This is a genomic window from Citrobacter sp. CF971 (assembly GCF_006385635.1).
GTDB classification, from domain to species: Bacteria; Pseudomonadota; Gammaproteobacteria; order Enterobacterales; family Enterobacteriaceae; genus Citrobacter; species Citrobacter freundii.
In genome coordinates this window covers 1,364,849-1,380,157 of record NZ_CP041051.1, presented here as the reverse complement: position 1 = coordinate 1,380,157, position 15,309 = coordinate 1,364,849, and the positions used below count along the sequence as shown (strand labels likewise).

Here is a 15,309-nt window from a genome sequence, read left to right as displayed (position 1 = left end):
ATAATCGGATAGAGAATATATCTCCATACTCTGAGTGAATAACAACCTTCTATACCTTTATGCATGGCAACAGTAATTGTTGGTCTGGATTTAGCTTCTCTGTAATATCTACGACGCACTGTATTTTACCATCCCAACTCACATTCAATCTTTCTCCGGGAGTTACCCCACTCAGCCACGAAAGTCCACTGTCCGCGACCATTCCCAGTTCACGACCTTTACCATTCACCACGCTTGCACCAAAGGGTGGATAACTGTTATCAGCCATACGCAATACGGCAAATAAGCGATAACCCTTTAGAACTTCAAATTTACGATATCCTATTGCACCCTCGGTCAGGACGGATTCCACCACAGAACGACGAGCCTCGATGTCTGCTGGCAATTTCTTTATATCAACTGAAGTAGAGTTACGATAATAACTGCTCACATTTGTCACAACACCAATACCCCAATCGTTGGTCGAAACTCGACCACCATCGACAGGTACTCCTCCAACACCGTCAGTATCGACCAGTAAGCGGGTACTACCATTCATACCCCCCGCATGCAGAGCTGCTCCCTGTGCTGTAATGGTTGCACCACCTGAAGCACTCACCCCAAATGAGGTGTAGCCGTTCTGCACTGTTGAAAAATTGGCTGCAATATTAGCCAGTGGGCTGCTGTGGCTGAAGAACCCACTCACCTGTGTTTGAGATGGCAAGCTGTTGCCATTGCTTATACCTGCGTTCAACGAGTAGCTACTTAACCCACCATCAAGGGTACCGCTGTACCCAACGGTGTTAGTGTAACGATCGTTACTCATGCTGCTGCTATAATTAAGTGTTGTGCTTCCCCAAGGAACTGACAACCGCAGAAATACCGAATCGTTATCGTAGTTCTGGTATTTCGAACGGGAGGCAGACAGTCCTAAAGAAACATTTTTCAAGCCAGCAGCATCGAAATATCTGTTCACTGACACCATGTAATAATCAGACATTTTCTGATCCCAGTATGTCTGATGGCTGTACTGCAGGTTAACGGATGTATTTGAGTCTACGAAATTCTTATTAAACGTAACGGTATACATCTCCTTTTCACGTCTCGTGAAATCATTGCGATAACGGGCGTCAAGGTACTGTTCCATGGTCATATAGTTACGCTCAGAGAAACGATACCCTGCAAATGTGATATCTGCATTTACATCATCAAAACGTTTTGAATAACTTAAACGCCAGGACTTACCTTGTTTTGTTTCGTCCTCAAGTCGAGCTACGGATTGGGTAACATCCGTAGATACAGTACCAAATTCATTAAGATCACGGCCGAGACCAACAGCCAGGGCGTTATAATCTTCTGAAAAAATGCTGCCGCCATAGAGAGACCATTTATTACCGATCCCCCATGATGCTTCGCCGGATATAAAAACCGGGCCTTCCATAGTGTGTTCATAATTACGCGCACGGCCTGAGACAAGTTTATAGCGAATTTGACCTGGTCGGGTAAGATAGGGTACATACGCCGTATCAACCTGAAATGTTTGCTTCCGTCCATCCTGTTCAATAACTTCTACATCAAGGCGTCCACGAACAGAACTATCCAGATCCTGGATCGAAAATGGTCCGGCTGGAACAGTTGAATCATAAAGAATTCGATTCTGTTGCGAGATCACAACACGGGCATTCGTATTGGCAACCCCCGTAATCTGCGGTGCATAACCACGTAGTTTTGGCGGCAACATGCGATCATCGCTCTCCAGACTGGCACCAATGTATCGCCAGGGACTGAAGATTTCTGAATTAATGTAATTTTCACCCAACGTCAAGTTAGCACGCCAACGCGGGAATGCACGATACATGTAAAATCGATTCCAGGTGAACTGACTCTCCGTCCCCCCTGCATTGCCGGTGGTATGGTTAAGATTACCCTGGTAATCTCCACGTAAACGCCATGCCCCTGCGTTGATACCTGTTGTACCGTAATAACTGAGTGACTGAGATTGTCCTCCCTTGTGCGGCTTGTTTACAGCTCCGTTAATGTTATAGTCAAACAACAATCCTGGAATACCATCATCCCATTGTGACGGTGGTAGCCAGGATGCATCAGAGTACTCCAGCCACGCTTGTGGCATGTTAATGTGAAGCATACCTTGTGCCGTATTTGGGCGAATTTCGACCCCCGGCAAAAGGCTTAAATCAGCACACTCTTCATTGTTCCAGTAGGTAACTTTCTCATGAGATTCTTCAGTTAACCCCATTCTGTTAACCATTTCAGGCGTCAGGCATGGCTGCGGTAATGACTGTTCTTCGCCTTTTCCTTGTGTTGGACGCTCCAGAAATGTTACAGAAAACGCAGTGGGTGAAACGTCTTGCCCATTTACTATTAATTCCATTTGATACTGTCCGGGCATGATATATCCCACTTGCGAGAATCGGGAAATATCAATATTTTTTCTGTCTATCGCATCCAGAACATCAGTATTAAAGTCCACAGCGTAAGCCGGCACACCCGATAGTGAAAGCATCAACACATAGGTAATGTTATTAACGGTAAAATAATTATTCTTTTCCATTATCAATCATCACTTTCAACACGAATAAGAGTGATTCCGACAAACGAAAGCTATATTCATCCAACAGCAAGGAAAAAAACCATCATGTATGATGGATATGCTTTATTAAATACAATTTGGCTATTATTCGTAATCGACCTTATACCGCAACACGGAATAATAACTCCCGGATTTTAGTGGATATTCGTTACGGACAAGTCGTAAGGTATAATTAAATTCATCTTCATTCCCATTCAATAATAATGGGGGCATTACCTTTCCAGGCTTAGCCGGATAACCCTGCTTGTCCAGTATTTGTAAGCTTACGCCCTGAGAACTCCCAAGTAATAAGAATTTATCGGGAGTATCACCGTGCCCCCCCTCAAAAGTTACACGCACACGACTTGCCGTATAAACTCGTTTCCCTGTACCCGCCAGTTCGCAATTACGCAATCTCAGGCGAAATTTTTTTTCCGCTCCAATACTACTGTTCTGTAAATCCCGTACAGGTGTTTCTCCCATGTCGATTACCTGATACGTATCTTCCATCGCTAACGTACAGGCAGGCATAATGACCTGACCTTTAAAATTTGCACGGCCATGCCACCACACATGCTCTTCTCCCCAATATTCTGGCAGTGTCATCCCCGGAGGAGGGAAAGGTACTGAGGAGGTAGCATACAATACAGAACTCCAGAATATCGTTACAATAAAAGCAAAGCGCCTGTTCATTTTGATATTCCATTCCGGGTAAAAGCAGAACTATAAATAGTTCTGCTTTTTTATTACATAAGAAGCAAGCGCTAATTATTGATAGGTCAGATTAAAATTCGCAATGGCGGTGAAGGCACCTTCACTCAGCGTCCCACCAGTTGCTTTTTTAACCCAGGCGCTATAGCGTAGGGTATTGTCACCGTTCTGAAGATTGCTGGCAGCGCCGGCAGCTCCAGTAAAGTCAACCAGAACGTCACCGGCCCCAGACACCACAATGGCTGTACCAGTTTTACCAGAAGTACCTAATTCAGTATTTTGACCAGTAGTTGTGCCAGTGAAAGCAACGTTTACGGTTTTAAAGTTCCCGGCGCCTGCTGGCTTAGCCAGAGTACAATTAACAAGTTTAATATCCAGATTTTTCTTAACCGAAATACCATCAGCATCTAAATGTGCCTTAGAAATCTGGCCGAAATCAATAGTTTGATCTGCTGATTCAGATGCAATGCCGCATGGAGCATCAATTACAGTACCTTTGAAGTTAACAACACCCTGACCATTAGCCTGGGCACCAAAAGAAAACATCGCCATAGCTACAATACCAGCTACTAAACTTTCCTTCATAAAATTAAACCTCAATCCTTACTTTAACTAGTACATAACAAAAAAAACGCTGAGGGTTAAGGTACGTCAGAAATAAAATCAACAACTCAGCGCCCTTCATATTATTGTAGAAGTGATTACGAATGACAATATTTAATCTTAACACTGTTATAATTATATCATTACGTGCTTCTTGTAAAAAGAACTCCGAACTCGCGACCAATCAACACTCAAAAAAAAATAGATACTTACATATCATTTCTTATTGAATCTTTAAAAACATTATCATACATATAAAAGATGATTTTTCGTTAACCAAACAGGACAATATGAATAAGTTCAAATTAGTTATTCATAACGCCAACGACAATACAGCAACCTAAAGGAATATTAATATAACAGTAATACTATTCAGAGCCTCAATATGGCATTTCATATTTCAGTTCAAAATACAGGCATAAATATGGACATAAGTATTAAACCGACTTTCTATTCATTTATGATGGCTGATACAAGAAAAGCTCACAAGGTTTCTCTATTCGGGTAAAATACACCATGAAGGTGCTGATAAAACAGCCCCCGTCACACATATTCTATGCAACGGGTTCTGATATAGAAATCCCTTGCTGCCTTATCACATTTAAATGAGACAAGACAGATAATTCTCATCACTTAAAAATGCAAGTTGAAATCTACACACAAGTAATTACTCGATGAGTACAACTATCCATAGAGCCATCCAGGTCTGAAACAGTTTATGGTATGAGATTTGAGAAATATCACATGGTAGCGAAGCTACTGTTTACAACAAGGATCTGTACAGAGATTCGACTATGAGAAATGTGATAAAAGACACTAGCCTGGTAAACAGGGGCTGGAAGAAAAGCCCCTATGAATTTTTAAGATTATGCAGCAGCATTATAATTGCTACATAGTCCATTGACATTATTGTAGATAATAGTAGTTTAATTGCTACAATGAAAGTAGTTCTGGTATCCAGTCCTGTTGATAACACTCCATAAATTCCTGTCACAAATGAACCAGATACTTTTGTGGATAATACCATTTAGTACACAATTGATCACAAATAGCGAATAACTTCACCAATCCAATTAATAGAACAGGTAGCATACAGAGTTCAATCCTGGAATCAGTTGCCAGGAGAAATAAATATCTGTAACACAGGACAACCAGGATATTAATTTACCTCCTTCATAGTACAAAATTTTACTATTGAACCTCACATCGTAAACACTATTTAAGTGGATTAGTTAGTAACAAAAAAGCCACCAGGCCCCTCATAATGGAATAGTCAGAACTTCCAGGAAAGATGGGCTGCAACCTGGAATCCACTGTATTCACTGGTTGGTGTGTCGTACCAACTTTTACCTGCCGTCAATCCCAGATTAAGATGCTCTGTAAGTGGCTGGATACGTTGGAGGGTTATGTGCTTCATACTTCCGTTCAGGGTCTCAGGAGACCAGTCATAGACATAAGCACCTGTGCCACGACTCAGCCATAATTGAGTATAACCATCACCACGTGAGTCCTTCAGACGAAGGGAGACCATATTACTATAACTGCCTCCCGTATGACTTGAATCATAATGAGTGTAACGGTAGTTAGCTATAAATTGACCCATATAGAGGCCAATACCACCCTGCCAGGCATTAACCTCAGCATCATCATAATATTTTGTATAACGATATCCAGTGGTGAACACAGTTTTTGGCATCAGCCTTAAATTAATATCCTGACGAAAATCCTGCCGCGCAAAGACAGGGGTATTATCAGCAAAGGCTATACCTGTACGTGTTGTCAGCCAATTATTCCATTTATACCACACAGAACTGTGGCCTTTCGTAGCATTGAAACTCTCAGTTCCATAATCGCGATGCCCCTGAGAAATATTCAAAAGTAATGTTGATCTTTCAATGTTTGTGACCATTTCAGCATATGCTACATTTCGCGTGCCATGGTTACCGGAATAATCGATAAAGTCATAACCTGTTGTAATAGATGTTACTCCGGCATAAGCTGGTAATGAGCTAAAAATACTTACCGTTAAAAAGACTTGTTTTCTCATTTTAATCACCTGTACGAATAAGCTCTTGCCGGAGGGAATAATTTCCGGAAGCTAAGTTACGTTCCACTATAATACGTGGGCCAAGTTGAGTATCCGGAGCAATAACCCTACCAGGCAAAATAATTACCTGTACTCCAAGTCGTGAGCGCTGACCGATATAGCACCCCAGTTTATTGCATCCAGTAATAATAGTTTTCTCCCGAGAGTGAACAGATACTGGTTGACCATCCAGACGATGATTACTGGTACGTACCTGCGCACCTAAATAAACATGATCTCTAACAACAGAGTCAGCAATAAAGCATTGCGGCCCAATTGTTACTTCGGATTCAATAACCGAGTTTTTAATTTCGGTTGCAAACCCAACTTTTACACCATTGCTAATCACTGAACCAGGGCGAATGAATGCATAATTACCAATCAGACAGTTAGCACCAACCACAACAGGCCCTTGAATAACAGCACCGTGGCAAATTCGTGTATTGGCACCAATAATAACATCTCCTGCACTTTGATCGATAATTACATTATCAGCAATTTGAATGTTATTCTCTTCGGTATCAACTTTCAGAAAAACTTTCACGTCTTGTGGAAGTTGAGCTGGAATTAACTTCTGACGTTTCCACCAGGGCTGAATAGCGTGTGGGTTTATCTCTTTGGGGTTCACGTCCAGTAAAAAAGGCAACAGGTCCATAAACAATCCAGATAGAATAGGCTAATAATACATATAAAACAGAAAGTGGAGCTAATGGCACTAATAACCAACAGCGATGAAACCAGGCGCTAAAAGCGCTAATCAGGCAAACCACACCAACCCAAACAAATGGAAATATAGCTTGCACGATTCCATATGCTCCGTCAGCGTAAAACTCATTAATCCAGGTAACCAGATAAACGCCCACGCAATAAAGTACTACCATAACCATAGGAAAAATACTGAATATACCGAAGCGGCTTAACAGGAGTGATTTATGCAACCTCATGCATACGGCATAACCAATAATCCAGCGTCTCCAGCGGCGCCACTCATCACCTATGTTGTTGCACTCTTGAGGATATACAACACAGCGATTAACCTGACGTACACGATAACCATTGGCAACCAGCGTCCAGGTGAGATCCAAATCCTCAACTTTTGTCCGATCAGAGAAGCCAAACTTACGCAAAACATCCGTTCGGAACATACCGCATGCACCACTGATAATAAATGGGGCTCCTCCAAGAATCTGCTGCAATGTTCGCTTCATTACAATCATCGGTAATTTAACAGTGGCTCTGATATAGGGTAGCAAACCCGCACCTTTTAATGTTGTAGAGGGAACACCACCAACAGCATCTGCGCCGCGCTCAATTTCTGCCAGCATATACCCTATACCATCATTATCAGGCGGAACGTAAGTATCGGCATCACTTAAAAAAACCTGATCGCAGGTGACATAATTAAGGCCATTCATCAATGCCCCACCTTTACCTGTATTTTTTTGAGTAATAGCAATAAAACGCGCACCCCATTTTTGTTTTACGGCTTCCATTACTTCTGCGGTGTTATCAGTAGAGCCATCATTTACACAAATTACCTTGTTAAAATAAGGATTTCGTAAAAGGTTTTCTAATGATTGCTCTAAACAAGGTCCTTCGTTATAAGCAGGGATAATAGCATCAACACATCCTTTTTTTTGACTTGGTTTTTGTCTTAATGTACTAAGAAACCATAGCAATATCGCTATAGCCATTGATATAAAAATGATAGTTTTCATTAATTATACTCATAGGATCATTTTGTGAATAACAAAACCTTCCCCATAATTACTATTAATCTGTTGTCCACGAAACTGCGCGACAGCGCGTAGACGTTCAGAACGCATATAATCACGTTTGCTTTGACTTTTATGTTTACTTAAGGCTTTAAGTTTTAAATTAAAATCATCTTCTCCTACTAACTCAAAAACCTGAGGCATAAATGACAGCCATGTGCTTGGTGTTTCATAACCGAGAATTTGTGGAATCGAGCGGCAAGCAACCATTGAAGCCTGATAGACCGCTGAGTGATCCTGATGACGATCAGCATTGTGCATGGTATATACTCGCATAATTTCAACCTCCGATGGAATATCATAATGAATGATGTCTTCCAGCGCGCGAATCATACCATCGAGTTGCAAATAGGTACGAGTATCATCAAAATCAAGATGAATGGTTTGCTTGCAACCTAAAATTTTTAATGCCTCACGTGATTCCTGATGACGATCAATAAGTTTATCTGCGCCTGATTTGCCAGAAGTCATTACTACAGCAATAATGTAAACTCCATCCCGCGCAAGACGAGCGAGGGACGCTCCACATCCCAGTTCGATATCATCAGGATGTGCACCAATAGCAAGAACACCTTTTCTTTTTTTGACTGATTGAGGAATTAACACAGACTTTAACACCTTGTCTAATAGTTTTACATTTTATAGATGTTTATTGATGAGAGCAGAATGCCATAATCACTAAACAGCAAAAAATATAACTCTGGAATATGCTTTAAATATAACCAGAACACACAAACCACAATCGATAATAAAATATCAACTTTAGAACTGAAACCTGAAATGATCCATATAAAGCACACCAAATATAATAAAAATGAGTGGTGATATTTCATTAAAAAATGCACTACTTAAGAGTAAATTTAAAGTATTATCCATCCAGATAATTTACTCAAAACACTGAGTAACTACAGCACCCTGCGTGAAGACTGACAAGATTACATGGGGCCTCTGGCCAGAAATTCACGTAGCGCCCCTTCCCTCTTCTGCCCAGATATTACCCAATTCTCCCAAATGTTCAGTACGGAATACTCCCTTGAGTATCGAATAAACTGAATGTAAGATTTAAATTTACAATCGTGAGGCTTGATATGGCCAGAACAATGACAGTGGATCATCGGAGATGAACTCCGGGAGTTCATCGAATCTCTCATAGAATCAGGTGATTATCGTACACAGGGTGAGGTAATCCGCGAGTCACTTCGTCTCCTGCGTTAGAAACAGGCGGAGTCACGTCTCCAGGCCCTGCGGGATTTGTTGGCAGAAGGCCTGAGCAGCGGCGAACCTGTGGCGTGGGAAAAGGATGTGTTTCTGAAAAAAGTGAAAGCAGGCACGAGGGGTGCCGGTGAAAACCATTTAACTCACACCTGAAGTCGCCTGGATCCGGAGGATATCTGGTATTACAGGTACCCCCATTTCGGTGAAGAGCAGGCCGACAAATATATTAATCAGATATCTGACATTTTACTGTGCCACTACATACCGCTAAAGAGCGCTGCGATCACAGCACCCTCAACAGCCATGCATTACAGTATGCCGTTTTAATACTGGAGTCAGACATGGCTTTGACCCTCACGGTGCTGCTTGAAAACCGACGTGCTGCTGGCGCTGGAAAAACATTACTGGCAAAGCCTGGATTAAGTCTGTTAGTTCAGGATGAAACGACCACAATATTGTTTGATACCGGGCCGGATGGCAGCTTCATGCATAACGCTGCACAAATGGGCGTGGACCTAACGCACTTAACCGCCGTGGTGCTGTCGCACGGCCATTACGATCACTGCGGCGGCGTGCCGTGGCTTGCGGATAACAGCCGTATCATTTGCCATCCCCAAATAGCCTGTGAACGATACGCCTCAGTTACGGTTGCGGGAACACCACGAAAAATTAAAAAACTCTCGCATGATAACAACTACTCTCGATTCATCATGGAATACACCCGCGAGCCGCTGGCTATCAGCGATCGCTTTTTGTGGTCCGGGGAAATTAGCGTTCCCACGCCACAATCCTATGGTGTGATTAGCGAGAAAACACTCCAACCAGATTACATCAGTGACGAAGGCGTGTTGATCTATAAATCTGAACGCGGGTTAGTCATCATTACTGGTTGCGGGCATCGGGGAATAGAGAACATCGTACGCCATTGCCAGAAAATCACAGGGGTTAACCAAATTTATGCCCTGGTCGGTGGGTTTCATTTACGTGCTGCCTCCCCCGCTAAGCTATGGCGGACCCGACAATTTATTAAGCAACAACAACCCGAAAAACTACTCGGCTGTCATTGCACTGGTTCATGGGGTCGATTGTGGCTACCGGGAACTGACGCACCGGCAACGGGAGATGTGATTGAACTGGCTGAGTAACAACAGTAAAACGTTGCCCAAACAGTAATAAAAAACGGGAGCCTTACGGCCCCCGTTTATCAGCCATCATCATTACATGGTGACAATTGCTGGCTCATCAAAGACGGTGAGTTTTGGCGCTTCACCGGTGAATTTTTCTGCATATACAAGGCTGGTATTCCCCGCACAGCCATTCGCCAGCCGTGAGGTTGGGATATCCGCCGTCAGCACGTTCGCGCCGCCATTTTTACAGATACCGTTTTCAATATCCGGCCATGCGCCTTCATGGATACAGATGATTCCCGGTTTGATACCGTCGCTGACGTGCGCCCCCACCAGAACCTGTCCGCGAGCATTCCATACACGAACCAGATCGCCCTCGACAATCCCTCTGGCTTTCGCGTCATCCGGATGAATCGTCACCGGTTCACGATTGGCAATCGCGTATTCTTTACGCAGCGACGCGTAGTTCAGCTGGCTATGCAGACGATGTGCCGGGTGCGCCGTCAGTAGCTGCAGCTGATCTTTATCCGCAGTTCCTTTCCATTCATCCGGTTCAATCCAGGACGCATGCGGCGGACAGTCTTTATACTGATAGCCTTCAATCGTTTTCGAGTAGATTTCTATCTTGCCGCTCGGCGTTCCCAGCGCATTCATCACCGGATCGCTGCGGAAATCCGCGTAGCGCACATATTTGTTATTCTTTTCATTCTCACGCATTTCGATCAGTTTATTCTGCTGCCAGAACGCGTTGAACTGAGGCATGGCGACACGCTGGGCGCGGGCGGCTTTTTGCGCGACGTCATAGAACTGCTTCAGCCACGCCATTTCGTCTTTGCCTTCGGTGTAGACCGCCTTACCACCCGGCTTGAGCATCTCAGCCAGATCGGCAAATACGTCAAAATCACTACGCGCTTCAAACTGCGGCGCGATGACCTGCTTCATAGGCACCAGATGCTGGTTACTGTAATCACCGGTCATGGTCAGATCATTACGCTCAAACGAGGTGGTGATTGGCAGAACGATATCGGCGTGTTTGGCCGCTGCGGTCCAGTAACACTCAGAGATGACAACCAGTTCAGGCTTCTGCCAGGCTTTGATTAAGCGGTTGGTATCCTGATGATGGGTAAAGTTAGCGCCACCCGCCCACCAGATCATTTTGATATCCGGGAAGGTTTGCTCTTTACCGTTATGCTGATATTTGCCGCCTGGGTTTTCCAGCGCCTCGACAATTCGCGCTACCGGCAGGCTGGTCACCGCATCGGAAACCGCCCAGTCGTTGCCCGCAGATGATCCCCCCTCAATTTTGGCGGAAATTGCTGGCAATACCCCACCGGTGCGTGTTGGGTTACCGCCGTTAGAATAGTGATAAGAGAACCCGAAACCACCGCCTTCGGTACCAATTTGCCCCAGCATCGCCGCCAGAGTCACCAGCATCCAGTGTTTTTGCTCACCGTATTGCTGACGCTGAATCCCCCAGCCTGCCATGAGCATGGTTTTGTTGCTGGAGAAAATTTCCGCCAGCTTTTCCAGTTGCTCAGCAGGCACGCCACACACGCCAGATGCCCACTCGGCGGTTGCCGTATTTACACAGCGCTCCGGTTTCTCCACCGTTATCAGGATCGTACCAGGCCCCTTCATGGATGCGCGCCACGCCCGGCGAGTAGAGATCGGAGACAACCGCCCCGGCCAGCACTTGTCCACGCGCGTTAAATACACGAACTATATCGCCGTTGCGAATGCCCCTGGCGTTGGCATCCTGTGGGTTAATAAACACCGGCTCTTTGCCACCTACCGCGTAATGCTTACGCAACGCTTCGGACTCGCAGAGCTGTGAATGCAGACGGAAATCCGGGTGGACGGATTGCAGATGCAGCGGCCAACGTTGCGACCCTGGCCCACCGTGTGAACGTTCGATTTTCTCGAACCACATCGGATGCCCCTGGCAATCGTCATATTGCATATCGGCAATGGTTTTCGAATATATCTCGATCAAACCGCTTGGCGTCCCCAACGGTTCAAGGTCGGGATCTTCGCGGAAGGCCTGATGACGAACAAACATCTGCGGATGTTCGAATTCAACGTACTCTTGCTGATTCCAGAAAACGTCGAAGGCCGGAAGATGAACACCGCGTCCCTTCCCTTGCTGGCTTCCTTCCTGCCAGATGCGCTTCAACCATCCCATCTCATCCAGCCCTTCAGTGAACGCTTCTTCACGGTTAAAGCGGCGGCAAAGATCGCGGAAAATATCGAAATCATTACGCGCTTCAAACTGCGGCTGCACCAACTGCTTCATGGCGATAATTCCGCGGTTGGAGTGGTTGCCATATTGGTCAAGATCGTTACGTTCAAACTGAGTCGTCGCTGGCAATACGATGTCGGCGAATCGACAGGTCGACGTCCACTGATTATCGATGGCGATGACGGTTTCCAGCTTACGCCATCCCTCAATAATGCGATTAATCTGCTGGTGACGATGAAAAGGGTTGGTCCCGGCAAAAACACACATCTTCAACGGCGGTAACTTAACGGTTTTGCCGTTCCAGTTAATGATTTTGCCCGGCTCCAGAATCGCATCGATAAAACGCGCGATCGGAATAGTACTGCTGTAGCCCTTATAATCGGTGCTGTCATGCACAGGAGGTACGGTGGTGGAGCCAGAAAAACCGCTCAGGATAATCCCTTTACGCCCCGGGGTGCCCGCACCGTTGTAATGCCAGCCAAAGCCAAAGCCGCCGCCGGGTAAACCGATTTGTCCGAGCATCGAGGCCAGCACCACAATCATCCACGCCCACTGTTCCCCATGCTGCATACGCTGGACGCACCAGCCGGCAATAATTTGCGTTCTGCCGCCCGCCATCTGCCGCGCCAGTTCACGAATCGTATCTGCATCAATTCCGCAGATTTTTTCCGCCCACTGGGCATCTTTAGGCTGTCCGTCACTTTCGCCCAGCAGATAAGGCAGAAATTGCTCAAACCCAACGCAGTAGTTATCGAGGAAATGCTTATCGTAGAGCTTCTCGGTATACAGCGTGTGTGCCAACGCCAGCTGTAGCGGCACATCAGCCTGCGGGTTCACGGCGATGTGCTTAACCTTGTCGCGGCCCAGATAGTCATGCGTTGAGGTGACGACCGGGTCAACGCTGATGACCGAAATCTCACCCCGCGCCACTTTATCCTTCAGTTGCTCGTAGTATTCGTAGACATCATGATCCGGACACCACCAGTTCGCCTGCTGGTTTTTAATCAGGTCGGAGCCCCACAGCACAATGGTTTTGCTGTTTTCTAGTACCAGTGGCCAGGAGGTCTGCTGCTCATATACCTCCATTGACCCTACCACGCGCGGCAGAATGACCTGAGCGGCGCCGGTGGAATAGTCTCCCCCGGTACTCACGCTGTTGCCATGCAGCGCAATGGCACGTGCCAGCATCCCGGAAGCATTATGGAACATCCCGGTCGATTGCCAGCCGCTGGCAGTCAGCAGCGCGCTCGGACCATAGGTCTTCTGAATGCGTTCCAGCTCCTGGTAGAAGAAGTCCAGCGCTTCATCCCACGAAACACGTACAAAGCGGTTATCTCCGCGCTGAGTGGTATCGCTCTGATGGCGCTTACGCAACCAGTCCACGCGGACCATCGGGTAGCGAATACGCGCCCCACCGTGTACGTGATCCGGGAGTCCGGCGATCATTTTTGACGGGTATTTATCATGCTCAAACGGTTTGGCCTCAATAAAACGACCATCAACCACGGTGGCACGGATAGCCCCCCAGTGAGAACCGGTCAGAATCCCCTCTTTGACGCCAGTGCCCTGGACTTCTGCGGCGTTGGCGCTACGCGGCGTGAGCAGCGAAGGCCCTAACATACCAGCTACGGTCAAGCCCCCCAACTGCATTAGAAAACGTCGGCGAGATGCCTGAAAGAGATCGTTATTTTTCATTGCTTTCTCCCTTATCGCCATGCGGCTTATCCGTAGTGTCAGAGGCATTCATCTGCAAATATTTCAGTAAGGTACGTTCTTCACGTTTATCCAGACTGGTAAAGCCAATCATGCCGTTCAACGTGCCAATCCAACCGTTAGCATCAAAGTGTTCTTTCTCTGGCGCGCCGTGGCATTGGTTACAGGTTCCGTTATAGAGCGAGTCGGCATAAGCCCAGATAGGTTTGATGTCGTTGACCATATCGCCCTTCTGCATCCAGGCGGTGGCCTGCAATTTACTCCATGGTGTATTCGTTTCCGCAACGGTGGTTTGCTCCAGCGTCTTCACGTGCTGCTGGATGTCGCCACGAATGGAAGCCACAAAAATGCGCTTGCCCGGCAGTTGCGCCAACACGCGCTGACGCCCATTACTCTCGGTCCAGCCCACAATTTCAATTTGCAGCCAGTCACCGTCACGCTTTAACACTTTCACTTCAGAAGCGGGCAGCAGTGAGCCTGCAGGTTCTTTATCACCTTTGGCGGCATAAATAGGTTTGATGTCCAGAGAGTAGAGCGTCTCGCCATCGTCGTTTGCATTGGCGCGTAACTGGTCAAACTGCTTACGGAAACCGCTACTCATATCGGGAAGCTGGTGCGCGATTCCTTTATGGCAGTCGATACAGGATTGGTTGTCCTTGGCCGCAATCTTCATCTGGCGCGCAGCTTCAGGATGCTGTTTAGCGTGGTCCATCGCATCATAGTCATGACAAGAACGACAGGTCGCGGAGTTGTTCTCCTTCATTCGCGTCCATTCGCGCTCCGCCAGCTCAGCGCGTTTGGCTTCGAATTTCTCTGGAGTATCAATAGAGTGGGCAACAAAGGTTTGGTAAATATCGTTGCTGGCCTCCAGCTTACGTTTCACCATGCCTGGAATATCGGATGGAATGTGGCAGTCATGACATTCTGCGCGTACCCCGGAGGCATTCTGAAAATGCGCAGACTGTTTATATTCTTCGTAAACCGGCTGCATACTGTGGCAGCTCACGCAAAACTCGGTAGAACTGGTTAATTTAATACCAACGTGCGGCAAGACGATCAGCGCAATACCGACCACAATCCCGATAACGACCAGCGCCAACACTGACCAACGTGCGCTCGGTCTGAGCAGCGCCCTCCATAGTTTCCGCATAATAGCCCCTGTAATCTTATGGTTTAGTTACAGAGGATCTTATTTCTCAAATGTGAACAGCAACACTGGTCAGGATGAATGACTTACGGCACAATGTGAACAGATATGAACAGAAAGAGCA

At 46.1% G+C, this 15,309-nt stretch carries 9 protein-coding genes and 3 pseudogenes; 2 read left to right on the top strand and 10 right to left on the bottom strand.

What is annotated here, in order from left to right:
• Window positions 1-49: 49 nt before the first annotated feature.
• The 7 genes from E6P06_RS10030 to E6P06_RS10000 all read right to left on the bottom strand — a co-directional run bounded on the left by E6P06_RS10030 (window position 50) and on the right by E6P06_RS10000 (window position 8,350).
• Window positions 50-2,551 carry a fimbria/pilus outer membrane usher protein gene (locus tag E6P06_RS10030; protein WP_139935178.1) on the bottom strand — a complete coding sequence of 834 codons (2,502 nt, stop codon included), beginning with the start codon at window positions 2,549-2,551 and terminating at the stop codon, window positions 50-52.
• A 123-nt stretch (window positions 2,552-2,674) separates the two neighbouring features.
• Window positions 2,675-3,262, bottom strand: coding sequence for a fimbrial protein (locus tag E6P06_RS10025; RefSeq protein WP_139935177.1), 588 nt, complete (start codon window positions 3,260-3,262; stop codon window positions 2,675-2,677).
• 75 nt (window positions 3,263-3,337) lie between these two features.
• Entirely contained in the window at window positions 3,338-3,865 is a 528-nt protein-coding gene (locus tag E6P06_RS10020) for a fimbrial protein (RefSeq protein WP_139935176.1), read from the bottom strand.
• 1,291 nt (window positions 3,866-5,156) lie between these two features.
• Window positions 5,157-5,930, bottom strand: coding sequence for a YaiO family outer membrane beta-barrel protein (locus tag E6P06_RS10015; protein WP_139935175.1), 774 nt, complete (start codon window positions 5,928-5,930; stop codon window positions 5,157-5,159).
• Window position 5,931: 1 nt separating this feature from the next.
• Window positions 5,932-6,513, bottom strand: coding sequence for an acetyltransferase (locus E6P06_RS10010; protein ID WP_139935174.1), 582 nt, complete (start codon window positions 6,511-6,513; stop codon window positions 5,932-5,934).
• Window positions 6,491-7,687 carry a glycosyltransferase family 2 protein gene (locus tag E6P06_RS10005; protein ID WP_139935173.1) on the bottom strand — a complete coding sequence of 399 codons (1,197 nt, stop codon included), beginning with the start codon at window positions 7,685-7,687 and terminating at the stop codon, window positions 6,491-6,493. Before E6P06_RS10005 ends, E6P06_RS10010 begins: the two co-directional genes overlap by 23 nt.
• Before the next feature lie 9 nt (window positions 7,688-7,696).
• On the bottom strand, window positions 7,697-8,350 hold the full coding sequence (locus E6P06_RS10000; RefSeq protein WP_168199042.1) for a PIG-L deacetylase family protein: 654 nt from the start codon (window positions 8,348-8,350) through the stop codon (window positions 7,697-7,699).
• Between the two features lie 482 nt (window positions 8,351-8,832).
• On the opposite strand from E6P06_RS10000, the pseudogene E6P06_RS09995 reads away from it, so the two are divergent.
• Together E6P06_RS09995 and E6P06_RS09990 are read left to right on the top strand one after the other, a co-directional pair.
• Window positions 8,833-9,112 (top strand): annotated as a pseudogene (locus E6P06_RS09995) (type II toxin-antitoxin system ParD family antitoxin).
• A gap of 188 nt (window positions 9,113-9,300) precedes the next feature.
• The gene (locus tag E6P06_RS09990; protein ID WP_016149743.1) at window positions 9,301-10,104 is read left to right on the top strand and encodes an MBL fold metallo-hydrolase; all 804 of its coding nucleotides are present in this window, start codon (window positions 9,301-9,303) and stop codon (window positions 10,102-10,104) included.
• Window positions 10,105-10,176: 72 nt separating this feature from the next.
• On the opposite strand, the pseudogene E6P06_RS09985 reads toward E6P06_RS09990, so the two are convergent.
• The 3 genes and pseudogenes from E6P06_RS09985 to torC form a co-directional block, all read right to left on the bottom strand.
• Window positions 10,177-11,637 (bottom strand): annotated as a pseudogene (locus E6P06_RS09985) (molybdopterin-dependent oxidoreductase); the annotation flags it as partial.
• 13 nt (window positions 11,638-11,650) lie between these two features.
• Window positions 11,651-14,020, bottom strand: a pseudogene (gene torA / locus E6P06_RS09980) (trimethylamine-N-oxide reductase TorA); the annotation flags it as partial.
• Entirely contained in the window at window positions 14,010-15,188 is a 1,179-nt protein-coding gene (torC, locus tag E6P06_RS09975; protein ID WP_003835737.1) for a pentaheme c-type cytochrome TorC, read from the bottom strand. The pseudogene torA and the gene torC, both read right to left, overlap by 11 nt.
• Between the last annotated feature and the right edge of the window lie 121 nt (window positions 15,189-15,309).

What these genes read in the sequence shown, in the direction of transcription:
- E6P06_RS10030 (WP_139935178.1), bottom strand. Translation starts at nt 2,551, where the DNA reads ATGGAAAAGAATAATTATTTTACCGTTAATAACATTACCTATGTGTTG.
- E6P06_RS10025 (WP_139935177.1), bottom strand. Translation starts at nt 3,262, where the DNA reads ATGAACAGGCGCTTTGCTTTTATTGTAACGATATTCTGGAGTTCTGTA.
- E6P06_RS10020 (WP_139935176.1), bottom strand. Translation starts at nt 3,865, where the DNA reads ATGAAGGAAAGTTTAGTAGCTGGTATTGTAGCTATGGCGATGTTTTCT.
- E6P06_RS10015 (WP_139935175.1), bottom strand. Translation starts at nt 5,930, where the DNA reads ATGAGAAAACAAGTCTTTTTAACGGTAAGTATTTTTAGCTCATTACCA.
- E6P06_RS10005 (WP_139935173.1), bottom strand. Translation starts at nt 7,687, where the DNA reads ATGAAAACTATCATTTTTATATCAATGGCTATAGCGATATTGCTATGG.
- E6P06_RS09990 (WP_016149743.1), top strand. Translation starts at nt 9,301, where the DNA reads ATGGCTTTGACCCTCACGGTGCTGCTTGAAAACCGACGTGCTGCTGGC.
- torC (WP_003835737.1), bottom strand. Translation starts at nt 15,188, where the DNA reads ATGCGGAAACTATGGAGGGCGCTGCTCAGACCGAGCGCACGTTGGTCA.